Source organism: Pontivivens nitratireducens, from assembly GCF_014235845.1.
Classification (GTDB): Bacteria; Pseudomonadota; Alphaproteobacteria; order Rhodobacterales; family Rhodobacteraceae; genus Pontivivens; species Pontivivens nitratireducens.
In genome coordinates this window covers 89469-111033 of record NZ_JACJUQ010000004.1, presented here as the reverse complement: position 1 = coordinate 111033, position 21565 = coordinate 89469, and the positions used below count along the sequence as shown (strand labels likewise).

Sequence of the window (21565 nt, the reverse complement as noted above, 5' to 3'; positions counted from 1 at the left end):
GTTCAATAGGTGCGCAGATTGGGCAGTTTTCGGTTGAGAACGTGCCCGTCTGCGCTCTGCACATAGCAGGGCGTGGCGCGCAACCAGTCGTCCTGAACGGCGCATTGCACCATGAACGCCGCCAGATCGGCACGGCGGGTCAGCCAATGCCCCTCGGGCGGTCGATCTGCGCAGGCTTGGGGCGGGGGCGATGCGATCACATCATCCTGAAGGTATCCAGCCCGAACGGCGGTGTATTGCAGGCTGGGATATCCGCTCAACATCCGCTCCATGCTGCGCATCTGCGAATAAATACGAGTCAGCGCCATGACGGGGCCGGTGCGGAACCACAACGGCCCGAAATCATTGCTGCGCGACCACAGGGCTGAAATGCATACCAGCCTGTCGACGCCTGCGCGTTGCATCGCTTCGATGACGTTTTCGTGCCCGTCCGTGTAGAGCGGTGGCGGATTGAGCAGCGTTTTCGGGTCATTCGCAACGCCCAATGCCGATATGACGGCATCGACATCCCGCAAAGCCACGTCCAAGCCTTCGCCGGACATGACGTTCACTTTCACCGGGCGAACCTCGGGGGAAGATATCTCGATATCCCCGGGATCGCGGGCGGCGGCTGTGACCGCCAGCCCGGCATCCAGCGCGGCTTGCATCACCAGCGCGCCGGTGCCCCCGGTCGCGCCGAGCAATAGGATGCGTTTCGTCATGAATCCCTCCCGCAATGTCATGCAGGACAACTATACCGTCTGCGGTTCAGTTCAGGGCAGGAATCATGTTTTGCTCCGCGGCAAGTTCGCGCATCCTCTTTTGCAGCTTCTCGAAGGCACGGACCTCGATCTGACGGATGCGTTCCCGACTGACATTGTAGACCTGGCTGAGATCTTCGAGCGTTTGCGGCTCATCCTTCAGCTTGCGCTCAGTCAGGATATGGCGCTCACGCTCGTTCAGCTCCTGCATCGCCTCCATCATCATGGCGCGGCGGTTGTCCAGCTCGTCCTGCTCGGCATAGGCCTCGGCCTGATCGGCATCGTCGTCGGTCAGCCAATCCTGCCATTCGGACGCGCCCTCACCATCGGATTTCAGCGGTGCGTTCAATGAGGCGTCACCGCCCGACAGTCGCCGGTTCATCGAGGTGACTTCTTCCTCCGTCACGCCCAGATCGGTGGCGATGCGCGAAACATTGTCGGGGCGCAGATCACCATCCTCCAACGCGCCGATCTTGTTCTTGGCCTTGCGCAAGTTGAAGAACAGCTTCTTTTGCGCCGCGGTCGTGCCCATCTTGACCAGCGACCAGGACCGCAGGATGTATTCCTGAATGCTGGCGCGGATCCACCACATCGCATAGGTGGCCAGACGGAATCCCTTCTCGGGATCGAAGCGTTTGACCGCCTGCATCAGACCGACATTCGCCTCCGATACCACCTCAGCCGTCGGCAGGCCGTAGCCGCGATAGCCCATGGCGATCTTTGCTGCCAGCCGCAGGTGCGACGTCACCAACTGGTGCGCGCTGTCGGAATCCTGATGGTCCACCCATGCCTTGGCCAGCATGTATTCCTGCTCGGGCTCCAGCATGGGAAACTTGCGGATTTCCTGCATGTAACGGCTCAACCCCTGTTCGGGTGACGGGGCTGGAAGTGATGTGTAAGTGCTGGCCATGGTGCGTCTCCCTCGTAACGGTCTCAGTGGTCATTTAAGGATTGTACGGATGAAGACAAGCAATCCGTCACAAATGTTGCGATTGTTCACGTGTTCGCGTGAGGTTTCGCAGTTCTTGCAACAATTGCGCGAAATCTGCGGGCAGGGGGGCCTCGAAATACAGGTTTTCACCGCTGATCGGATGGACGAAGCCCAGGCTGGTCGCGTGCAGCGCCTGCCGGGGGAAGCGTTTGAGCATCTCCGCCCCGCGCGGCACGGTGCAATGCCCGCCATAAACCGGATCGCCGACCAGCGCGTGTCCGGCATGGGTCATGTGCACCCTGATCTGATGGGTGCGCCCGGTTTCCAGACGGCATTCCAGCAGCGCCGCCAGGGGGCGGGCCAAGTCGAAGCGTTCCAGAATCTTCGCTCGCGTCACGGCATGGCGCCCGCCTGCACGCACGGCCATCTTCTTGCGATCCGCAGGGTGGCGGTCGATCTCGGTCGCGATGCGGATCAGGCCGCCTGCCTCGAATGTGACGCCGGAAATGCCGCGCAGACGCGGGTCGGCCGGATCGGGAACACCGTGGCACAGGGCCGTGTAATGGCGGGCAATGTCATGACGTGCGAAAGCGGCGGACAGGGGCTGATGCGCCGCGTCGGACTTGGCCACCACCAGCAAACCGGAGGTATCCTTGTCGATCCGGTGCACGATGCCGGGCCGTCGTTCACCGCCTACGCCCGATAGCGTGTCGCCGCAATGGTGCAGCAGGGCGTTGACCAGCGTGCCGTCGGGCGCACCGGGGGCGGGGTGCACGACCATGCCGGCAGGTTTGTTGACCACGATCAGGGCGTCATCCTCGAACACGACATCCAGCGGAATGTCCTGCGGTTCGGGCGCGGCATCGGCGGGCGGCGGCGGTTGCACGGTGAAGCTTTCGCCCACGACGACCTTGCGCTTGATGTCCGTCTCAACCCCGTCCGGCCCGGTGACGGCGCCGCTTTCCACCAGATTGCGCAGGCGCGAGCGGCTCAGCCCGACCCCCTCTGGCGCTGCGTCGGCCAGCACCTTATCAAGGCGGCCAGAACTGCCTGCCACAATGTGGAAAGGATGCGACATGACATCTCCAGATGAGTTTCCGCCCGAACCGCCAAGGTTGCGCGCGTTGCGCCGATTGGTCACGACCCTGACGATCGTGCTGATCGCAGGGGTCATAGTCGTAGTTGTCCTGCTTGTCATCCGGTTGAGCCGGATTTCAGCCCCCCCCGAATTTCCCGATCACGTCACCGCCCCGCAAGGAGAGAGCGTGCGCGCCGCCACCATGGGCACCGGATGGAACGCAATCGTCACCCGCGATGACAGCGGCGTGGAGCGTATTCACATCCTGCGCCCGGACGGCACGATTCGCCAGACGGTTGAGGTGACGGTGGATTGAAGGCCCGAACCGGTCAGCGCAATTTCGGCGCGGCGGCCCCGGCGATCAGGAAAAACACCCCCATCACGACCAGAATCGGCGCCAGCGGCGTATACAGGATGGGCGCGATGACGCTTTCCCAGATCCACGGCGCCAGATATCGTTCGACCCCCGGCTGCAATCCCAGCAAGCTTTCGCGGTGGAACCCGGCCCAGACCGCACCGGTCTCGGCCAGCTTGAATTCGCGGTCCTGCAAGGTGGTGGCGGAAAAGTCGAACCAGACCCGCAGCAGCGCAAGCGCCATGAAGATGTAGCCGATGGCCTTGAATGTCTTCCGCATCTTGATCTTCCCCTGAATGTTCGCGCAGCCTGCGCCCGAACAGTACGCCGCCGCCTGAGGAACGCAAATGTATCAATCCTTCGAGATGACCACCTCGCCCGAGACGGGTGCCGCTCGACTGCGCGCGCTGCGCGCCGAACTGTCGCGGCGCGGCATCGACGGATTTCTGGTTCCGCGTGCGGACGCGCATCAGGGTGAATACGTCGCCGCCCGTGATGAGCGGCTGTCATGGCTGACGGGGTTCACCGGCTCGGCCGGTCTTTGCGCGGTTCTGCCGGATCATGCGGGCGTGTTCATCGACGGGCGGTATACCTTGCAGGTGCGCGGACAGATCGACCTCGACCATTTTACGCCTGTCGCCTGGACGGGGCAGGAGGTCGGCCCGTGGATCGCGCAACATCTGTCCGAAGGTGTCGTCGGATTCGATCCGTGGCTGCATACCCCACGGGAAATCGCGGCGTTGCGCGAAAAACTGCCGCCTGGGGTCGAGCTACACGCGCTGGACTCCAACCCGCTGGATGCCGTCTGGCACGACCAGCCGCCGCCGCCCGACGCGCCCATTGTCGTGCACCCGCTGAACCTGGCGGGTGAGGCGAGCGTGGACAAGCGCGCGCGGCTGGCCGAAGATTTGCGCGGGAAGGGTGCCGAGGCGGCCATCCTCAGTCTGCCGGACAGCATCGCGTGGCTCCTCAATATCCGGGGGGCGGATATCGCCCGCACTCCTGTCGCGCTGCTGTTCGCGATCCTGTATGCCGATGGCTCCGTCGATCTGTTCAATGCGGCGGAACGTGCCGATGATGCCCTGCGCGCGCATCTCGGCCCGGATGTGCATCTGCATGGGATGGATGCCTTCGCCGCGACGCTGGACGCATTGCAGGGCAAGGTCGCGCTCGACCGATCCTCCGCGCCCGTCTGGATCGCGGACCGGGTGGCGGATGCATTGGATTTCGAGCCGGTGCGCCTGCCCAAGGCCCGCAAGAACGCAGCCGAGATCGAGGGCGCGCGCAACGCGCATGTCCGCGATGCCGTCGCGATGGCGCAGTTCCTGCACTGGCTGGATCAGAACGCGCCGAGCGGTAATTTGAGCGAAATCGCCATCGCGCGCGAACTCGAATCATTCCGCAATGCCACCGGTCAGTTGCGCGACATCAGCTTCGAAACGATATCGGGTGCAGGCCCGAATGGTGCGATCGTGCATTACCGCGTTACCGAAGCCTCCGACCGAATCCTGTCACCGGGGGAGGTGATGCTGGTGGATTCCGGTGGGCAATATCCCGACGGAACGACCGATATCACACGCACGGTGTCGGTGGGGCCGGTCGATCCGGAGGCGGCGCGGGCCTTCACGCTGGTTCTGCGGGGCATGATCGCAATCAGCCGTCTGCGATGGCCTTCGGGTTTGGGCGGGGCGCATATCGACGCGCTGGCGCGGGCACCGCTGTGGTCGGCCGGCATGGATTACGCCCACGGCACGGGGCATGGCGTCGGGGCCTATCTGGGCGTTCACGAAGGCCCGCAAAGCCTGTCGCGCCGGTCCACCGTGCCGTTCGAGCCGGGCAATATCCTCAGCAACGAACCGGGCTATTACCGCGAGGGCGCGTTCGGCATACGGATCGAGAACCTGCTGGTGGTCCAGCCGCCTTCGGACGTGCCCGGTGGCGATGCGCCGATGCTGTCCTTCGAGACGCTGACACTGGTACCCATTGACCGCAGGCTGATCCTCCCCCACCTTCTGACATCGGAGGAGCGTGACTGGCTCGACCGATATCACAACCGAGTGTGCGCCCAGATTGGCGCCCTCGTTCCCCCTGCGACACGCGACTGGCTCAAAGCCGCCTGCGCGCCGCTACCGAAAGATTGAAGAACGCGTCACCGACCTGTCATGCCCTGCATGGCAGACCGGTTGCGGACGTTCCGTTTGAGGAGGAGACCGCAATGGTCGAAAAGCACATTACCATCGTCGAGGCCAGCGAACCCTGGACCGTCCGCACCGCCGGCGCAATCATCGCGGAGAGCGCCAACGCTCTGCAACTGATCGAGGGCGACAATCCCGCCGTGATCTATTTCCCCCGCGCAGACATCGCGATGGCCTTTCTGGATCCTTCGGACAAGACGACACACTGCCCGCATAAGGGCGAGGCCGAGTATTTTTCCATCGTTACGAAAAGCGGCACTCTGGTCGATGTCGCCTGGTCCTATCCCCAGCCGAACGAAGGGGTGGAGCAGATTGCCGGCCACATCGCGTTCCACACTGATCGTGTAACTGTCGAGCGGTTCTGAACCGCGAAGGCGGGCGTCCTCCGCGGGGCATCCGCCCTGTCGGATCTCGCCGGGATTTTGTTCCGCGCGATCTGTGCTGGCCCGGTATTTTTGGCTGATCGGGGCGGTGCGGCCCCGCTCCTTTCCATTTCAGGTCATGGCACGTCGCGCGTTCTTTTGTGCGCGCGGGTCATCTGCGATCTTCCACCGTGTCATTTGCGGTGCTAGGACCGAAGGGCAGGAGGACCGATGCGCGACGTCATCAAAGCGAACTTTGCGCGCCACCGCGATGGCCTGGCAGGCATGTTGCGACGTATGCGCACGCGCGGTCCCGATCAGGTTCAATTCTGGCTGATCGCGCTGGTGATCGGTGCGCTGGCCGGTGTGGCCGCCATCGGGTTTCGTGAGGGTATCGCGCTGCTGCAACGCACCGTTTACGGTGAAACGGATGAGATGTTGCATTCCCACCTGTCCACCTTGCCGTGGTATTGGGTGCTGGGGATTCCGGTCGTCGGCGGTTTTGTCGTTGGCCTGATCCTGTGGCGCTTCACGCCCGACGGGCGGGGTCGCTCCGTCGCCCATGCGATCGAGGGCGCGGCCCTGGGCCACGGCCGGGTGGAGCAGGAGGCCGGGCTTGCCTCCGCCGCCGCGTCACTGATCACATTGTCCACCGGCGGCTCAACCGGGCGAGAGGGGCCGGTGGTTCATCTGGCGTCGCTGATCTCCTCCGCTGTGTCCAACTGGCTGCGCGCGCCGGATATCACCGCGCGCGATCTGATGGGTTGCGCCGTGGCGGGTGCGGTCAGCGCCAGTTTCAACGCGCCAATCGCGGGTGCGCTTTTCGCGTTGGAGGTGATCCTGCGCCACTTTGCCATCCACGCCTTTGCCCCGATCGTGGTGGCCTCCGTATCCGCCACGGTGGTCAGCCGCATGTGGTCGGGCAATGTGCCGGAGTTCACGCAACCGGTCAGCACGCTGGCCTTCTATGTTGAGATTCCGGCCTTCATGGTGCTGGGTCTGGTCTGCGGTCTGGTGGCCGTGGTGATGATGCGCGCCATCTTTCTGGCCGAGGATGCAGGCGACTGGATCGCGAAGCGGCTGAATCTGTGGTTGCCGCTACGCCCGGCATTGGCGGGTCTGCTGCTGGGTATGATCGCGACGCAGTTCCCCCATATCATCGGCGTCGGGTATGAGACGACGACCAACGCCCTGAACGGCCACCTGCTGCTGTGGACCGCGATCATTTTCGCCGTGGTCAAGGTCGTGGCCGTCGCCATCACCATGGCGGGGCGCATGGGGGGCGGTGTCTTCTCACCCTCGTTGATGCTGGGCGCGCTGACGGGGTTGGCCTTTGGCTGGATCGCGACTTCCATATTCCCTTCAGTCTCCGGGTCGCAGGCGCTCTATGCGCTGGCCGGGATGGGGGCGGTTGCGGCGGCGGTGCTGGGGGCGCCGATTTCCACCACGCTGATCGTGTTCGAGATGACGGGCGATTGGCAGGCCGGAATCGCGGTGATGGTGGCGGTGTCGCTAGCCTCCGCCGTGGCGGTGAAGTTTGTGGACCGGTCCTTCTTTCTCACCCAACTGGAACGCAGCGGGCGGCATGTCGCCGCCGGGCCGCAGGACTATGTCTTGTGCACCATCACGGTCGGCTCCCTCATGCGCCCGCGGGGGGCGGAAAACGGCGCCTCCGACACGCAAAGCTGGGCGCTGGTGGAGCAGGGGGCCTTCTTCACGCGCGGTGACACGCTGGAAACCGCCCTGCCGATGTTCGACCAGATCAGCGGCGGCATGATCCCCGTGGTGCAACCTACCGGCGACGACAGCCCGCCAGAACTGCTGGGCGCAGTGTTTCACGTCGAGGCGTTGAAAGCCTACAACCGCGCATTGGCCCAGATCGCGGAGGAGGAACATTCATAGGGGGCTTGGATGGCCAAGTCCGACGTGGCGGCAACCGGAACTGTGCATCACACTCCGCTGATCAGTCCTCCATCGCCTCCAACTCGTCGATCAGGCCCTCGATGACGCTCAAGCCCTTGTCCCAGAACTTGGGGTCGCTTGCATCCAGCCCGAACGGCTCCAGCAAATCCTTGTGGTGCTTTGAGCCGCCTGCCTCCAGCATCGCGAAGTACTTCTCCTGAAAATTCTCGTCGCCGTCTTCGTAAACGGCATAGAGCGCGTTTACCAAGCCGTCACCGAAGGCATAGGCATAGACGTAAAAGGGCGAGTGGATGAAGTGGGGCACATAGCTCCAGAATGTCTCGTACCCTTCCACGAACTCGAACACCGGGCCCAGGGATTCGGCCTGAACGCTCATCCAGATGGCGTTGATGTCGTCGGGGGTCAGTTCGCCCTCGCGCCGGGCGGCGTGCAACTTGCACTCGAAATCGTAAAAGGCGATCTGGCGCACGACCGTGTTGATCATGTCCTCGACCTTGGAGGCCAGAAGCGCCTTGCGCGCGGTGCCCTCCTTGCCCTCCAGCAATTTGCGGAAGGTCAGCATCTCACCGAACACACTGGCTGTTTCGGCCAGCGTCAGCGGGGTGGAGGACAGCATCTCACCCTGCTTCGCCGCCAGACGCTGGTGCACGCCGTGGCCCAGTTCGTGTGCCAGGGTCATGACATCGCGTTGCTTGCCCAGATAGTTCAACATCACGAACGGATGGGCATCCACGACAGTTGGGTGGGCGAAGGCGCCCGGGGCCTTGCCCGGTTTTACCGGCGCGTCGATCCAGCCCTTGGTAAAGAACGGCTCCGCCAATTCGGCCAGCCGCGGATCGAAGCCGGAATAGGCGTCCAGCACGGTCTGCTTTGCTTCCTCCCAACCGATGGTCCGATCGTCGGAGATCGGCAAAGGCGCGTTGCGGTCCCAGACCTGCATCGTCTCCAGCCCCAGCCACTTTGCCTTCAGCGCGTAATAGCGATGCGACAATCGGGGATAGGCCGCGACAACCGCGTCGCGCAGCGCCTCGACCACTTCAGGCTCCACATGGTTCGCAAGGTGGCGGGAGGCCTGCGGCGTCGGCAGTTTGCGCCACCGATCCTCGATCTCCTTATCCTTGGCCAGCGTGTTGGTAATCCGGGCGAACAGCGGCAAGTGATGCCGGAACACGGCGATCAGGGCGTGGGTGGCGGTTTCGCGACGGGCGCGGTCGGGATCGCTGAGCAGGTTCAGCGTTGCCTCAAGGCTCAGCTTTTTCCCCTCGACGTCGAATTCCAGCCCGGCCATCGTTTCATCAAACAGGCGATTCCACGCGGCGGCCCCGACGACGGATTGATCGTGAAGGAATGTCTCCAACTCGTCGCTCAACTGATAGGGCTTCATCGCCCGCATCCGATCCAGAACGGGTTTGTAGCGGGTCAGCGTCTCATCCTGACTGACCAGCAGGTCGAAGCGTTCATCCTCGATCCGGTTCATTTCCAGACTGAAGAACACCAGATCGGAGGAGATCGTGGTGATCCTGTCTTGCATGTCCGACATGAACTTCGCACGGTTCGCATCCGTGGTGTTCTGATAATAGCGCAATCCGGCAAAGGACATGATCCGGCCCATGACCGACTGCATCCCCTCATATCGCTGGATGCAGGTGCCCAAAGCGATGGCGGTCTTGTCGGACAGCTGCCCCTCGTAATCCGCGCGGAACCTCTTCGCCTCCTCGGCCAACCAGTTCAGGTCGCTGGCGATCTTGGGGTCGTCCTGTCCGGCATATAGGGCGGAAAAATCCCATTCCGGCAGATCGGCCATGTCGCCGCCGCCACCACCTTCACCGGGTTGCAGACAGGTCAGCGGGCGAAGGGGACGGATCGAATTCATCGGAGGCTCCGGGTTGGTATGGATGTGCTGACCCTCAGGTAAGCCATGCCAGGCAAGAGACAATGCGCAGATAAAGTTTCCTGATCGTTCAGGCGATCGTGCGAACGCAAAAACGCCCCGACAGTGATGCCGAGGCGTTTTCAAATTTCAAATCGAAGGCGTTCAAACCTTCACTGAAATCAGTTGTGCAGAACGATGCCGTCCTTCGTGGAGGCGGATTCGCACAGGCCGTCGGAAGCGACGATCACGCAGTCATAGGTGACTTCCTGAACCGGTGCCGCAACGCCATCGACGCTGATCTCAACACGACGGTTACGTCCTTCGCGCACGCCATCTGCAGTGGGGACGGCCAGGTCCAGCTCGGAACGACCCGAAGCGGTAATGATCGCGGGGTTCACACCATTGCCGACCATTGCGCCAACGACAGTTGCCGCACGTGCTTCGGACAGCGCCTGGTTGTAGGCGACGGAACCAACGGTGTCGGTGTGGCCCACGACGGACACGGACGTGGAGCCCTCAGCCGCGCCGGAGGCTTCGGCCACAGTTTCAGCGCCGAGCGCCGACAGGTCAGCGCGATCGAACGCGAAGAAGACCGTGTAATCGGTGGCCGCAGGCGTCGGTGTAGGGTCCACGGCGACAGCCGCAGTAGTTGTGGGTTCGCTAGCACATGCTGCCAGGAACGCAGCCGCGCCGATCATCATAACGGAAGCAGTTTTCATCCCTCTCTCCATTCTTTGTTAGAGGTGATTTCGGCCCAGTAAATTCACCGGACCATCCGGGTTAGAACGCGGTATTAATTGATTTAAGTACAGCGTCACGCAATCACGCGGCTCCGATTATTGTGGACTGATGCATTTCCGCATCGGCCTTATGCGCAATATGACCTTCATCACGAAGCACGCTCCAACGGTAGTATGCTGGCGAACGCAGGTCCGCCAGCAGAGTCTTTTATTCTACACCGATTTCAACACGACGGTTGCGAACTTCGCGCACGCCGTCTGCTGTCGGCACGGCAAGGTCCAGCTCGGAACGGCCCGCTGCGGTGATGATTGCAGGGTTCACACCATTGCCGACCATCGCACCCACGACGGTTGCAGCCCGTGCTTCGGACAATGCCTGGTTATAGGCAACGGAACCGACAGTGTCGGTGTGACCCACGACGGAAACGGTGGACGACCCGGTATTTGTCGCGAGGTTGGATGCAGTTGCGACAGTTTCTGCACCGACCGGCGTCAGATCGGCGCGGTCAAACCCGAAATACACCGTGTAGTCTTCCGCGACGACTTCGACGACCGGCTCTGCGACGACCACTTCTTCATTGCCGCCACATGCAGCCAGGGCGAATGCGGAACCAGCGAGGAGGAGAGTTGCGTAGGTCTTCATGGTAATTTTCCTTTTTAGAATGCCAAGATCACGGTGGATCGAGCAATATGCGGATATGTCGATGTGTCCGACCAACGACCCGGTGCGGTATTGGTTCCCATTTGGGACAAATTCTTCGTGATAAACGGAATGGTTGGTTTTCAGGCCGCAGTTCGTTCGCGCAGGATCTCATCCCATGCGCGATTGATCGCGACCATTCTCTTGGTTGCCAGTTGAACGGCTTCCTCGGGGACGCCCCGTGCGATCATGCTGTCGGGATGGGTCTCGCGTACCAGCGCACGCCAGCGCGCACGCATTTCGTCCATCGTCATGTCGGGGCTGATGCCCAACACATCGTAGGGATCCTGTTCCGCATCGGGGACCTGCCGGGCGCGAATCGCGCGAAAGCACCGCTCGTCAATTCCGAAGATCTCGGCCACGCGGTGCAGGAACCGATCCTCCGCCGGGTGATAGAACCCGTCGGCGGCGGCGATATGAAACAACCCCTCCAGCAAATCCTGCCGCACGGCTTCGTCATAGGCCAACATGCGGGCGATCTGGGTGGCGTAAGCTTCGAAGCCTGCCGAATCGGTGCGGGCCATGTCGAAGATGCGCGCGGCCTTTGCCTCATCCTCGGGGGCGATCTGAAAGACCTCGCGAAAGGCTGTCACCTCGTCCCGCGTCACCTGACCGTCGGCCTTCGCCATCTTGGCGCCCAAGGCGATGACCGCGATGGTGAAGCCGACGCTGCGCTCCGGATTCGAGGCGAGTCTGTCGAACACGACCGAAAGCCCTTCGCCTGCGCGAAGAGCTGACAGCGCCTCAACTATGCGGGTCCAGATCGACATGCCCCGACCATAGCAGAATCAGGGCGGAGAACCATGCGTCGATTTATCAGATCACACGAACGCGACCGGCGACACGCACCCCCGCGCCTTGCCCCGGCAGGGCGGTGGCGAACAACCTGCTGGGCACACCCATATCATGGCCTTGCGCGATTTCGATCCGGCCGTGGCGCAGATTCGCATCGCGCCACCAACCCGCCAGTGCAGCCGCCGCGGCACCGGTCGCGGGGTCCTCGATCACACCGCCCGAGGCGAAGGCGTTGCGCGCATGCACAATGCCATCCTGCGCCACATGGATCAGCGAAATCGTTACCAGCCCGACCTCACGCATCAGGGCGGCCCCCTCACTCAGGTCGTAGGTCATCGTCGCGAGGCGGCTGCGGTCGTGCAGGCTGATGATCAGGTGATCGGCCCCGGCATGGGCGCAGATCGGTCGCAGGGTGGGATCCAGATCGCCCCCCGTCAGCCCGAAGAGCAGCATCGCGCGGGCAACCGTTCCGGCCAGCGGTGCGTCGTGGTGCGCAGGCGGGGATGTCAGCTCCGCCTGCCAGTGATCGCCCTCCGCTTCGGCCCGAACCTCGACCGGGCCCGCGGCGAAGGTATCCAGGTGAAAAGCACCCGCGCCATGGGCCTGCCCCAGCGCGGCCCCCAGTGCCACTGCGTGACCGCAAAAGGGCACCTCCCCCACGGGCGCGAAATATCGCACGGACCAACGATTCCCGACCGGGGCGGCGAAGACGGTCTCGGAATACCCGACCTCGCGCGCCACATCCTGCATGGTCTCCACATCCGGCAGGCTATCGCGGATCACCACACCTGCCGGATTGCCACCGAGATCCCCATCGGCGAAGGCCGCAAGCCGCTGTACATCCATGATATCTCTCCTGTTCAGGCTCCCGCTACGATGTGGCGCGCCGGCGAGGCGGTCCAACGCCAATCCTTGATGCGATCCATCAAGCCTTTCACTTTCCTGAAATATCCCCGCCGGAGGCATGCCTTTCTCTTGCCGCAGACCTTCCTGGAACGGGGCTTCGCGCAGCGTTCTCAAAGCTTGCGATGCATCAGCACCAGATCCAGATCACGCCCGAACTTGCGCCCGGCCCCGGGTATGCGCCCGACTTCGGTGAAGCCCAGGGCGGCATGGAAGCGGATCGCGGCGGTATTCTCCCCGCTGATTCCACCGATCATCGCGGTTTTTCCATCCCGGATCGCCTGGTCGTACAGCGCGTGCATCAGGGCACGCCCGCCACCGCCGCGCTGGGCCCCCTCAGCCAGCATCACGGTATGTTCCGCGACATGCGCGTAGCCGGTGCCGCCGCGAAAGGTCCCGTAGGTGGCAAACCCGGTGCAGTTGGTGTCGGTATCGAGGACCAGAACCGGCTCCCCTGCGGTGGCCTTCGCGGTCAGCCAGTGGCGCAAGTCCTTTGCCTCGGACGTGAACGTGGCGGTCGTCAGCGCGATCACCCGGTTCCAGATTGCCTCGATCGCGGGAATGTCCGCGTCCTGTGCCATGCGTACCGCACCTTGCATTGCTTGCCCTTCCGATTTTCCCGGTCCAAGACTGGGGCTGAACATGGGTGGAGCATAGAGCATCAGATGAGCGACAACTGGGATTTCTGGATCGATCGCGGTGGAACCTTCACGGATATTGTCGCCCGCGACCCCGAGGGGGGGCTGTCCACGGCCAAGCTGCTGTCCGAAAATCCCGAACAATACGCTGATGCGGCACTTGCGGGGATCCGCCGGTTCCTGGGCCTCGCGCCCGATGCGCTGATCCCGCTGAGCCGCGTCGGGTCGGTCAAGATGGGCACAACCGTCGCCACCAACGCGCTTCTGGAACGCAAGGGCGACCGCACCGCGCTGGTCATCACGCAGGGGCTGGGGGATCAGTTGCGACTGGCCTACCAGCACCGTCCGCGTCTGTTCGATCGCCATATCGTGCTGCCCGAAATGCTCTATGATGAGGTGGTCGAGGCGCATGAGCGTGTGCGCGCCGATGGCACGGTGGAGCGGGCGCTGGACGCCGATCGCCTTCGCGATGACCTGAACCGCTTGCGAGCCGACGGTTTCGACGCGCTGGCCATCGTGTTCGTCCACGGCTACCGCCACACCGCGCATGAGGCACGCGCCGCACAGATCGCGCGTCAGATCGGCTTCTCTCAGGTCTCCGTCAGTCACGAGGTCTCCCCCCTGATGAAGATGGTCAGCCGGGGCGACACCACCGTGGTGGACGCCTATCTGTCCCCGATCCTGCGTCGTTATGTGGACCGTGTGGCGGATGCGTTCGACGGCGATCCAGCGGGCAAGCTGATGTTCATGCAATCTTCGGGCGGGCTGACCGATGCGCGGTTGTTTCAGGGCAAGGATGCGATCCTGTCGGGTCCGGCGGGCGGCGTCGTGGGCGCGGTGCGCACTTCGCAGATCGCGGGGTTCGAGCGGATCGTGGGATTCGACATGGGCGGCACCTCCACCGATGTCTGCCATTTCGCCGGTGATTTCGAGCGTGTGCTTAACACCGAGGTTGCGGGCGTGCGCATCACCGCTCCGATGATGAACATTCACACCGTCGCGGCGGGCGGCGGGTCGCTGCTGACCTTTGACGGCCAGCGGATGCGTGCGGGCCCTGAAAGCGCCGGCGCCGATCCCGGCCCGGCCTGCTATGGCCGCGGCGGACCGCTGGCCGTGACCGATGCCAATGTGATGACGGGCAAGCTGCGGCCGGAATTCTTCCCGGCCATCTTCGGCCCTGATGCCGACCAACCGCTGGATGTGGCCGCGACCAAGGCCGCCTTCGATATGCTAGTCATTCAGACTGGCAAAAGCGCGGAGGTGCTGGCCGACGGTTTCCTGCGCATCGCGGTTGAGAACATGGCGAATGCCATCAAGAAAATCTCCGTCCAGCGCGGCTACGAGGTGTCGAAATACTGCCTGACCGTGTTCGGCGGGGCCGGGGCGCAACATGCCTGCGCCATCGCGGATACGCTGGGCATGGAAACCTGTCTGATCCATCCGTTTGCCTCGCTGCTCAGCGCCTATGGCATGGGCCTGGCCGATATTCGCGCCGCACGCCAGCAAGCGGTGGAGGCGGTGCTGGACGACAGCAGTCGACTGGAATCCGCGAATATCATCGAATCGCTGTCGGCGCAGGCGGCGAATGAAGTGATGGGGCAGGGCGTTCCAGCCAATACCGTGCACTATGACCGTATCCTGAACCTCAAGGTGCAGGGCACCGACACCTCCCTGCCGATCCCGTTCGGGTCACTCTCCGATCTGCGTGCCGCCTTTGACAAGGCGCATCTGCAACGGTTCGGCTTCGCATCGCCCGATGCGCCGCTGGTGATCGAAAGCGTCGCGGTCGAGGTTGTGGGCGAGGCGGGCGACCTGTCCGAGCCCACGCTGGACATGGCCGCGCGGGAGGAGACCTACGACACCGCGCTTATCGCTCCGATTTATGTCGGCGGCTGGCACGACGCCCGCTTCGTCAAGCGTGAGGTCCTGCGCCCCGGCGACACCCTGACCGGTCCCGCCGTGCTGGTCGAGCCGCACACCTCCATCACGATCGAGCCGGGCTGGCAGGCGCGCATCACCGCACACGACCACGTCACCCTGCATCGGATCGCAGCGCGTGAGGATGCCCACGCCATCGGCACCCGCGCCGACCCCGTGATGCTGGAGGTGTTCAACAACCTCTATATGTCCATCGCCGAACAGATGGGCGCGGTGCTGGAAAACACCGCCGCCTCCGTCACGATCAAGGAGCGGCTGGATTTTTCCTGCGCTGTGTTCGATGCGGCGGGCGATCTGATCGCGAACGCGCCGCACATGCCGGTGCACCTCGGCTCAATGGGGGCCAGCGTCAAGGCGATTATCGCCCAGAACCCCGATATGGGGCAGGGCGACGTCTACGTCCTGAACGCGCCCTATAATGGCGGCACGCATCTGCCCGACATTACGGTGGTGCAGCCGATCTTCTCGGACGGGGGGGAACTGCTGTTCTTCACCTCCGCCCGTGGGCACCATACCGATGTGGGCGGTCTGACCCCCGGTTCGATGCCGCCCGACAGCCGCACCATTCATGACGAGGGCGCGTTGATCGACAACTGGAAACTGGTGGATGCCGGGCAGTTTCGCGAACAGGAAACCCGCGATCTGCTGTTGTCGGCACAGCATCCCGTGCGGGCCGTCGACACCAATATTGCCGACCTCAAGGCGCAGGTGGCCAGTTGTGCCAAGGGGGCGGCGGAACTGCGCCGCATGGTCGAGCTGTTCGGGCTCGACGTGGTGCGCGCCTATATGGGCCACGTGCAGGACAACGCTGAGGAATGCGTGCGCCGTGCGATCCAGACGCTTCACGATGCCGAATATGTCTACCCGATGGACCCCGACTTCGATGGCAACCCGCGTGAGGTGCGCGTCAAGATCACCGTGGACCGCGACACCCGGTCCGCCACCGTGGATTTCACCGGCACCACGGGGCAGCTTGCCACGAATTACAACGCACCCGAACCGGTGACGATGGCCGCCGTGCTCTATGTCTTCCGTTTGCTGGTGGATGACGACATTCCGATGAACGAGGGGGTGATGAAACCGCTCAGGGTGATCCTGCCCGGCGGCACCATGCTCAGCCCCCGATACCCCGCCGCGGTGATCGCCGGTAATGTCGAGACATCGCAGGCCGTGACCTCCGCCCTGCTGCTGGCGCTGGGCGTGCAGGCGGCGGCGCAGAGCACGATGAACAACACCACATGGGGCAACGCAACCTACCAGTATTACGAGACGATCTGCGGGGGTTCCGGCGCGGGGCGTCTGACCGACGGCACAGGCCATCCGGGCACTGGCGGCGTGCACACCCACATGACCAATTCACGCCTGACCGACCCCGAGGTTCTGGAATGGCGGTTCCCGGTCGTGCTCGATGAATTCAGCCTGCGCCGCGATTCAGGCGGGGCGGGGCAGTTTCGCGGCGGCGACGGCACCACACGTCGGATTCGCTTTCTGGAGGAGATGACCCTCGCCGTTCTGTCCGGCCACCGCATCGTTCCCCCACCGGGGCTGGAGGGGGGCGGTCCCGGCGAGGTCGGCGCCAGCCGCATCTTGCGCGCGAACGGTGAGGTGGAGCGTCTGAAATCCGCCGACCGCACCGAAATGGCCCCCGGCGATACCTACTGGCTCGACACGCCGTCGGGCGGCGGTTTCACGCCAGAGGTCTGATCCGGGGCCGCAGCCGGCAATTTGCCAACCACTGGGCAGCCGCAGCCCACGAAAACAGGAGTTATCCCAATGCATCTGAGCGTGTACCTTTCAGGCGAGATCCACACTGACTGGCGCGATGAAATCGCCCAGGGCGCGGCAGACCTGCCGGTGTCCTTCAGCTCCCCAGTAACGGATCACGCCGCCTCCGACGATTGCGGTGTCGCCATTTTGGGCGCGGAATCCGACAAGTTCTGGCATGATCGCAAGGGCGCTGGCCTCAACGCGATCCGCACTCGCAAGGGGATCGAGGAAGCCGACATCGTCGTCGTGCGCTTTGGTGAAAAGTACAAACAATGGAACGCCGCCTTCGATGCTGGCTACGCGGCGGCGCTGGGCAAGTCATTGATTATCATGCACGGTTCCGACCACGCCCACGCCCTGAAGGAAGTGGACGCAGCCGCGAATGCCGTGTGCGAAACGCCGCAGCAGGTCGTGGACATGCTGCGCTACGTCATCGCCGGAACGCTGCCGGGCTAGGGTCACTCTCGCGGAGGGATGTTCATCGCCGCCTTGCTCGCCGGACGTCCGGCGTGCAGGGTCAGGTAGCGCGCGACATTGCCATAGTCGGACATGCCCAGGGCTTCCTCCCCCTCATAGAAGCTGACCGCGTTCAGCCATGGCCAGATCGCCATATCCGCTATCGTATGCTGACCGGCTGCGACAAAATCCTTCGCGCGCAGATGCTCATCCAGAACGCCCAGCAGCCGCTTTGCCTCCGTCGTGAAGCGATCCTTGGCATAATCGTCGGTCGTCTTGTCGGCGGCGAATTTATAAAAATGTCCGAACTGCCCCAGCATCGGGCCGAGCCCGCCCATCTGCCACATCAGCCAGCTAAGCACTTCGGCCTTCGCCTGCGGTGCGGATGGCAGAAATTTTCCCGACTTTTCCGCCAGATAGATCATGATCGCACCCGTTTCGAAAATTTCGACCGGGTCGCCGCCGGGGCCGCCGGGGTCGATGATTGCGGGGATCTTGTTGTTGGGGTTGAGCGCCAGAAACTCCGGTGTCATCTGGTCGTTCTGCATGATGTTGATGGTATGCGCCTCGTAGGGCAGGCCGGTTTCCTCCAGCATGGCGGAGACCTTGATACCGTTGGGTGTCGGGAAGGAATAGAGTTGAATTCGCTCGGGAAATTCCGGTGGACGCAACTTGGTGATCGGATGGTCTGTCAGTTTGGTCATCGTCATCTCCTTGGGGATTGTCCCTCGAAGGTAGGCGCGAAACCGCGCGCAACCAACCACGGGCGCGAATCGCAAGTTTCTTGACCGCCTGCTCCCATCCGCTACACGCTAGGGATCGTATGCGCGCCACACAGGGGGAGGCAAGGGATGCTGCAAGAATTCAAGAAGTTTATCGCCAAGGGCAATGTCATGGACATGGCCGTCGGCATCATCATCGGCGCCGCGTTTACCGCGATCGTGCAATCCGTGGTGAAGGACCTGATCAACCCGTTCGTCGGATTGTTCACCGGGGGGATAGATTTCACCAACCTGTTCGTCGTGCTGGACGGCTCCGAATATGCTTCGCTGGTCGAGGCGCAGCAGGCCGGTGCCGCCGTCTTCGCCTATGGCTCGTTCATCAACGCCGTCATCAACTTCCTGATCATTGCCTTCGTCGTGTTCCTGCTGGTCAAGGGCGTGAACCGCGTCAAGGAAACCATGGCCGAGGAAGAGAAAGAAGTGATGCCCGGACCCGTGGGCCCGACGCAGGAACAACTCCTGATCGAAATCCGCGACCTGATGGCGCGCGGCACCACGCAGGTTTGAGCCTGCTGCACGCCGGGGAGCCTCCGGCGGGGATATTTCCGGAAGGAGAATGGGCCGGCGGCGAACCTCCGGCCCTTTGTCGTTTCGGTTACAGCAACGTCTCGGGCGCGACCCAGTCGAGGTTCTGTGCCGTGGCCACTGCTTCGTTCGTAAGGGTGCCTTCATGGACGTTCAGACCGGCGGCAAGGTGAGGGTCAGCGGCGCACGCCGCGTTCCAGCCCTTGTCGGCCAGGGCCAGAACGAAGGGCATCGTCGCATTGCCGAGCGCGATGGTGGATGTACGCGCGACCGCGCCGGGCATGTTCGCGACGCAGTAATGCACGATGCCGTCCACCTCGTAGATCGGATCGTCGTGGGTCGTGGCCTTCGACGTCTCGAAACATCCGCCCTGATCTATGGCCACATCGACCAGAACCGCCCCTGGCTTGAGCGTGGACAGATCGGCACGGGTGAGCAGCTTGGGCGCGGCCGCACCGGGGATCAGGACGGCTCCGACGATCATGTCGGCCTGCCTGACGAGTTCCGCGATATTGGCAGGGCTGGCGTAGCGGGTGCCAAAGACGCCGCCGAACTGGTCGTCCAACTGCCGCAGACGGGGCAGGGACAGGTCCAGCACCGTGACGCGCGCGCCCATGCCCGCCGCGATCCGCGCCGCGTGGGTGCCCACGACGCCACCGCCGATGACGACAACATCCGCCGGACCGACCCCCGGCACGCCGCCCATCAGAACGCCGCGCCCGCCATTGGCCTTTTGCAGGGACCACGCACCGACTTGCGGGGCCAGACGACCGGCGACCTCGGACATCGGGGCCAGCAGGGGCAGGCCGCCGTTGCGGTCGGTCACAGTCTCATACGCGATACAGGTGGCGCCGGACGCGAGCAGGTCCTGCGTCTGCGGCGTATCGGGGGCGAGGTGCAGATAGGTAAACAGGGTCTGCCCCTTGCACAGGCGGGCGCGTTCATCCGCCTGCGGCTCCTTGACCTTTACGATCATGTCAGCGGCAAAGACCGCATCGACATCCCCGATCTGAGCCCCGGCGGCGATATAGTCGGCGTCGGAGAAGCCTGCGCCCAGACCGGCCCCCGCCTGGATGGTGACCGAATGACCGCGCCCGGTCAGGGAATGGACGGCGGCGGGCGTCAGGCCGACGCGGTATTCACGAACTTTGATTTCAGTAGGGCAACCGATATGCATGGAAACCTCCGTTGATTTTATAACGTGCATCATGCCTGAACTTGCGTGCAAAGTGCTTGCGAAGATGTGTGGTACTTCGCCAGAATGTGACCGATTTCAGGCGTGGTTCCGCCGTATTGCGGGAGGATTTTCCGACAGTGGACTTGGATGCGCAGGACTTGAAGTTGCTGACCTTGCTGCAGCGCGATGCGCGACAGTCGAACGCGGCGCTGGCGGAGGCGGCGAATCTTTCCGCCTCCGCCTGTCATCGCCGGGTGCGGCGGCTGGAGGCAGGCGGCGTGATCGCAGGTTATGGCGCGCGGCTGGACCCGGTGGCGATCATGCGGCGCACGGTCGTTTATGTGGAGTTCACCTTGAACGGGCAAAGTCAGGCTGTGCTCGACCTGTTCGAGGCCGCGATCCTGTTGGTTCCCGACGTGGTGGAATGCCATCTGATGGCGGGATCAGCGGATTATCTGGCCAAGGTGATGGCTGCGGACAGCGACGATTTCGCCCGCATTCACCGCGAGCATCTGTCCCGCCTGCCCGGAGTGGTCCAGATGCAGTCCAGCTTCGCCCTGCGCACGGTGCGCGCGGGTGGGGAGTTGCCGGTGCCTGCCTACAGAAGCCACAACAATAGATAGAGCGTCGCCAGACCGCCGAAGATCGCGCCCAGCGTGTTTCGCGTCCCCGCACCGATGAGCAGCGCCACCAGTGCCGCGCCGATGCGGGCCGGGTCGAAGTCGCCATCTGTCGCGGCGGGCCAGACCACCAGCGGGGCCACCAGTCCCGGCATGACGGCAACCGGAACATAGCGCAGCAGGCGCATGGTCCAGTCAGGAAAGCGCCGGCCTGTCATCAGGCCCAGAAACGAGAAGCGGATCGCGAATGTGCCGATCCCCAGTGCTATGATGACGATCCAGATATCGCGCATGTCCATCACGAGTCCCCTCCCCGGCGTTCGAGCGCGATTTCCGTCGCGGCCCCTGCGGCCATCGCCAATGCCGCCGCAATGATCAGGCCCAGCGAGTAGGGCACCCAGACCAGCGCCAGCGCCGCCACGATGGAAACGATAGCCGTCATCACATGCGGAATGGTGCGCAACATCGGCGCGATCAGGGCGATGAATGTGATCGGCACCGCGAAATCCAGCGCATATTCCTGCGGGATCGCGCTGCCCGCCACCGCGCCGATCCATGTGCAGCCGTACCACAGGGGCGCGATCGGCGTCACGACACCCATGAAATAGGCGAATTTGGACCGGACTGGGGCGCTCGGCTCCGTCTCGTATTGCGCCACCGACGCGGCATAGGCCTGATCGACCAGGAAATAGGCGACGAAAGCTTTCTTCCACAGGGGCAATGAATTCAGATGCGTGCTCAGCGATGCGGAATACAGCGCCATGCGCAGGTTGACCGCCAGCGCGGTGAGGATGACGATGAACAGCGGGGCGTTGTCCAGCATCAACGTCACGGCGGTAAATTGCGACGCGCCCGCGATCACCAGTACGGTCATCACCATGGTTTCCAGCAGCGGCAGCCCGGCCTCGGTCGCGACAACGCCGAACAGCAGCGCGAACGGTGCAATGACCAGGGTGAAGGGTGCGCCGTCGCGCACGCCGCGCCAGAACCATGCCGAGGTGCCGGCTTGGATAGAAGATATCTCGGCCATAGAAACGCTCCTTTTCGGATCGTGCGGACTATTGGCG

At 63.4% G+C, this 21565-nt stretch carries 22 protein-coding genes; 8 read left to right on the top strand and 14 right to left on the bottom strand.

Features of this window, described 5'->3' with window-relative positions; all coding sequences use genetic code 11:
* Window positions 1-2 precede the first annotated feature (2 nt).
* The 3 genes from H1S03_RS06355 to H1S03_RS06345 form a co-directional block, all read right to left on the bottom strand.
* Window positions 3-701 (bottom strand): NAD(P)-dependent oxidoreductase, encoded by a 699-nt coding sequence (locus H1S03_RS06355; protein ID WP_185803674.1) that lies wholly within the window; start codon window positions 699-701, stop codon window positions 3-5.
* A 46-nt stretch (window positions 702-747) separates the two neighbouring features.
* Window positions 748-1650 carry an RNA polymerase sigma factor RpoH gene (gene rpoH, locus H1S03_RS06350; protein WP_185803673.1) on the bottom strand — a complete coding sequence of 301 codons (903 nt, stop codon included), beginning with the start codon at window positions 1648-1650 and terminating at the stop codon, window positions 748-750.
* Between the two features lie 67 nt (window positions 1651-1717).
* Window positions 1718-2749, bottom strand: coding sequence for an RluA family pseudouridine synthase (locus H1S03_RS06345; protein WP_185803672.1), 1032 nt, complete (start codon window positions 2747-2749; stop codon window positions 1718-1720).
* Between H1S03_RS06345 and H1S03_RS06340 the strand changes: the two genes are divergently transcribed.
* Entirely contained in the window at window positions 2748-3065 is a 318-nt protein-coding gene (locus H1S03_RS06340; RefSeq protein ID WP_185803671.1) for a DUF6476 family protein, read from the top strand. The genes H1S03_RS06345 and H1S03_RS06340 overlap by 2 nt on opposite strands.
* 13 nt (window positions 3066-3078) lie before the next feature.
* On the opposite strand, the gene H1S03_RS06335 is transcribed toward H1S03_RS06340, so the two are convergent.
* Window positions 3079-3384: a hypothetical protein gene (locus H1S03_RS06335; RefSeq protein ID WP_185803670.1), complete on the bottom strand. Its 306-nt coding sequence runs from the start codon at window positions 3382-3384 to the stop codon at window positions 3079-3081.
* Window positions 3385-3451: 67 nt separating this feature from the next.
* Between H1S03_RS06335 and H1S03_RS06330 the strand changes: the two genes are divergently transcribed.
* The 3 genes from H1S03_RS06330 (at window position 3452) to H1S03_RS06320 (ending at window position 7563) form a co-directional block, all read left to right on the top strand.
* Window positions 3452-5245 (top strand): aminopeptidase P family protein, encoded by a 1794-nt coding sequence (locus H1S03_RS06330; protein WP_185803669.1) that lies wholly within the window; start codon window positions 3452-3454, stop codon window positions 5243-5245.
* A 74-nt stretch (window positions 5246-5319) separates the two neighbouring features.
* Entirely contained in the window at window positions 5320-5664 is a 345-nt protein-coding gene (locus tag H1S03_RS06325) for a DUF427 domain-containing protein (RefSeq protein ID WP_166189724.1), read from the top strand.
* A 228-nt stretch (window positions 5665-5892) separates the two neighbouring features.
* Window positions 5893-7563 (top strand): chloride channel protein, encoded by a 1671-nt coding sequence (locus H1S03_RS06320; protein ID WP_430700883.1) that lies wholly within the window; start codon window positions 5893-5895, stop codon window positions 7561-7563.
* A gap of 61 nt (window positions 7564-7624) precedes the next feature.
* On the opposite strand, the gene H1S03_RS06315 is transcribed toward H1S03_RS06320, so the two are convergent.
* The 6 genes from H1S03_RS06315 to H1S03_RS06290 all read right to left on the bottom strand — a co-directional run bounded on the left by H1S03_RS06315 (window position 7625) and on the right by H1S03_RS06290 (window position 13176).
* Window positions 7625-9388 carry a M3 family oligoendopeptidase gene (locus H1S03_RS06315; protein ID WP_249777838.1) on the bottom strand — a complete coding sequence of 588 codons (1764 nt, stop codon included), beginning with the start codon at window positions 9386-9388 and terminating at the stop codon, window positions 7625-7627.
* Window positions 9389-9636: 248 nt separating this feature from the next.
* On the bottom strand, window positions 9637-10176 hold the full coding sequence (locus H1S03_RS06310) for an OmpA family protein (protein WP_185803667.1): 540 nt from the start codon (window positions 10174-10176) through the stop codon (window positions 9637-9639).
* Window positions 10177-10405: 229 nt separating this feature from the next.
* Window positions 10406-10840 carry an OmpA family protein gene (locus tag H1S03_RS06305; protein ID WP_185803666.1) on the bottom strand — a complete coding sequence of 145 codons (435 nt, stop codon included), beginning with the start codon at window positions 10838-10840 and terminating at the stop codon, window positions 10406-10408.
* Window positions 10841-10980: 140 nt separating this feature from the next.
* Window positions 10981-11667, bottom strand: coding sequence for a molecular chaperone DjiA (locus H1S03_RS06300; RefSeq protein WP_185803665.1), 687 nt, complete (start codon window positions 11665-11667; stop codon window positions 10981-10983).
* A gap of 46 nt (window positions 11668-11713) precedes the next feature.
* The gene (locus H1S03_RS06295) at window positions 11714-12538 is read right to left on the bottom strand and encodes a PhzF family phenazine biosynthesis protein (protein ID WP_185803664.1); all 825 of its coding nucleotides are present in this window, start codon (window positions 12536-12538) and stop codon (window positions 11714-11716) included.
* A 170-nt stretch (window positions 12539-12708) separates the two neighbouring features.
* The gene (locus H1S03_RS06290) at window positions 12709-13176 is read right to left on the bottom strand and encodes a GNAT family N-acetyltransferase (RefSeq protein ID WP_185803663.1); all 468 of its coding nucleotides are present in this window, start codon (window positions 13174-13176) and stop codon (window positions 12709-12711) included.
* Between the two features lie 84 nt (window positions 13177-13260).
* Here H1S03_RS06290 and H1S03_RS06285 point away from each other — a divergent pair, with 84 nt between their 5' ends.
* Complete coding sequence (locus H1S03_RS06285) at window positions 13261-16875, top strand: hydantoinase B/oxoprolinase family protein (RefSeq protein WP_185803662.1); 3615 nt, start codon at window positions 13261-13263, stop codon at window positions 16873-16875.
* 69 nt (window positions 16876-16944) lie between these two features.
* Window positions 16945-17394: a YtoQ family protein gene (locus H1S03_RS06280; protein ID WP_185803661.1), complete on the top strand. Its 450-nt coding sequence runs from the start codon at window positions 16945-16947 to the stop codon at window positions 17392-17394.
* A 2-nt stretch (window positions 17395-17396) separates the two neighbouring features.
* On the opposite strand, the gene H1S03_RS06275 is transcribed toward H1S03_RS06280, so the two are convergent.
* Window positions 17397-18098 carry a glutathione S-transferase N-terminal domain-containing protein gene (locus tag H1S03_RS06275; protein WP_185803660.1) on the bottom strand — a complete coding sequence of 234 codons (702 nt, stop codon included), beginning with the start codon at window positions 18096-18098 and terminating at the stop codon, window positions 17397-17399.
* Window positions 18099-18245: 147 nt separating this feature from the next.
* Between H1S03_RS06275 and mscL the strand changes: the two genes are divergently transcribed.
* Window positions 18246-18683: a large conductance mechanosensitive channel protein MscL gene (gene mscL, locus H1S03_RS06270; protein ID WP_185803659.1), complete on the top strand. Its 438-nt coding sequence runs from the start codon at window positions 18246-18248 to the stop codon at window positions 18681-18683.
* 88 nt (window positions 18684-18771) lie between these two features.
* Here mscL and ald read toward each other — a convergent pair whose 3' ends face one another.
* Complete coding sequence (gene ald / locus H1S03_RS06265; RefSeq protein WP_185803658.1) at window positions 18772-19878, bottom strand: alanine dehydrogenase; 1107 nt, start codon at window positions 19876-19878, stop codon at window positions 18772-18774.
* Window positions 19879-20015: 137 nt separating this feature from the next.
* Between ald and H1S03_RS06260 the strand changes: the two genes are divergently transcribed.
* Window positions 20016-20501, top strand: a complete 486-nt coding sequence (locus H1S03_RS06260; protein ID WP_185803822.1) for an Lrp/AsnC ligand binding domain-containing protein — start codon at window positions 20016-20018, stop codon at window positions 20499-20501.
* Here H1S03_RS06260 and H1S03_RS06255 read toward each other — a convergent pair.
* On the bottom strand, window positions 20477-20797 hold the full coding sequence (locus H1S03_RS06255; protein WP_185803657.1) for an AzlD domain-containing protein: 321 nt from the start codon (window positions 20795-20797) through the stop codon (window positions 20477-20479). The two genes, H1S03_RS06260 and H1S03_RS06255, sit on opposite strands and share 25 nt — an antisense overlap.
* Window positions 20797-21528, bottom strand: coding sequence for an AzlC family ABC transporter permease (locus H1S03_RS06250; protein WP_185803656.1), 732 nt, complete (start codon window positions 21526-21528; stop codon window positions 20797-20799). Before H1S03_RS06250 ends, H1S03_RS06255 begins: the two co-directional genes overlap by 1 nt.
* Between the last annotated feature and the right edge of the window lie 37 nt (window positions 21529-21565).

Coding starts and splice junctions, on each gene's coding strand:
- H1S03_RS06290 (WP_185803663.1), bottom strand. CDS start 13,176: ATGGCACAGGACGCGGACATTCCCGCGATCGAGGCAATCTGGAACCGG.
- H1S03_RS06355 (WP_185803674.1), bottom strand. CDS start 701: ATGACGAAACGCATCCTATTGCTCGGCGCGACCGGGGGCACCGGCGCG.
- H1S03_RS06250 (WP_185803656.1), bottom strand. CDS start 21,528: ATGGCCGAGATATCTTCTATCCAAGCCGGCACCTCGGCATGGTTCTGG.
- ald (WP_185803658.1), bottom strand. CDS start 19,878: ATGCATATCGGTTGCCCTACTGAAATCAAAGTTCGTGAATACCGCGTC.
- H1S03_RS06295 (WP_185803664.1), bottom strand. CDS start 12,538: ATGGATGTACAGCGGCTTGCGGCCTTCGCCGATGGGGATCTCGGTGGC.
- H1S03_RS06285 (WP_185803662.1), top strand. CDS start 13,261: ATGAGCGACAACTGGGATTTCTGGATCGATCGCGGTGGAACCTTCACG.
- H1S03_RS06325 (WP_166189724.1), top strand. CDS start 5,320: ATGGTCGAAAAGCACATTACCATCGTCGAGGCCAGCGAACCCTGGACC.
- H1S03_RS06340 (WP_185803671.1), top strand. CDS start 2,748: ATGACATCTCCAGATGAGTTTCCGCCCGAACCGCCAAGGTTGCGCGCG.
- H1S03_RS06280 (WP_185803661.1), top strand. CDS start 16,945: ATGCATCTGAGCGTGTACCTTTCAGGCGAGATCCACACTGACTGGCGC.
- H1S03_RS06335 (WP_185803670.1), bottom strand. CDS start 3,384: ATGCGGAAGACATTCAAGGCCATCGGCTACATCTTCATGGCGCTTGCG.
- H1S03_RS06310 (WP_185803667.1), bottom strand. CDS start 10,176: ATGAAAACTGCTTCCGTTATGATGATCGGCGCGGCTGCGTTCCTGGCA.
- H1S03_RS06300 (WP_185803665.1), bottom strand. CDS start 11,667: ATGTCGATCTGGACCCGCATAGTTGAGGCGCTGTCAGCTCTTCGCGCA.
- H1S03_RS06330 (WP_185803669.1), top strand. CDS start 3,452: ATGTATCAATCCTTCGAGATGACCACCTCGCCCGAGACGGGTGCCGCT.
- H1S03_RS06255 (WP_185803657.1), bottom strand. CDS start 20,797: ATGGACATGCGCGATATCTGGATCGTCATCATAGCACTGGGGATCGGC.
- H1S03_RS06305 (WP_185803666.1), bottom strand. CDS start 10,840: ATGAAGACCTACGCAACTCTCCTCCTCGCTGGTTCCGCATTCGCCCTG.
- H1S03_RS06320 (WP_430700883.1), top strand. CDS start 5,893: ATGCGCGACGTCATCAAAGCGAACTTTGCGCGCCACCGCGATGGCCTG.
- rpoH (WP_185803673.1), bottom strand. CDS start 1,650: ATGGCCAGCACTTACACATCACTTCCAGCCCCGTCACCCGAACAGGGG.
- H1S03_RS06345 (WP_185803672.1), bottom strand. CDS start 2,749: ATGTCGCATCCTTTCCACATTGTGGCAGGCAGTTCTGGCCGCCTTGAT.
- mscL (WP_185803659.1), top strand. CDS start 18,246: ATGCTGCAAGAATTCAAGAAGTTTATCGCCAAGGGCAATGTCATGGAC.
- H1S03_RS06275 (WP_185803660.1), bottom strand. CDS start 18,098: ATGACCAAACTGACAGACCATCCGATCACCAAGTTGCGTCCACCGGAA.
- H1S03_RS06315 (WP_249777838.1), bottom strand. CDS start 9,388: ATGGCCGATCTGCCGGAATGGGATTTTTCCGCCCTATATGCCGGACAG.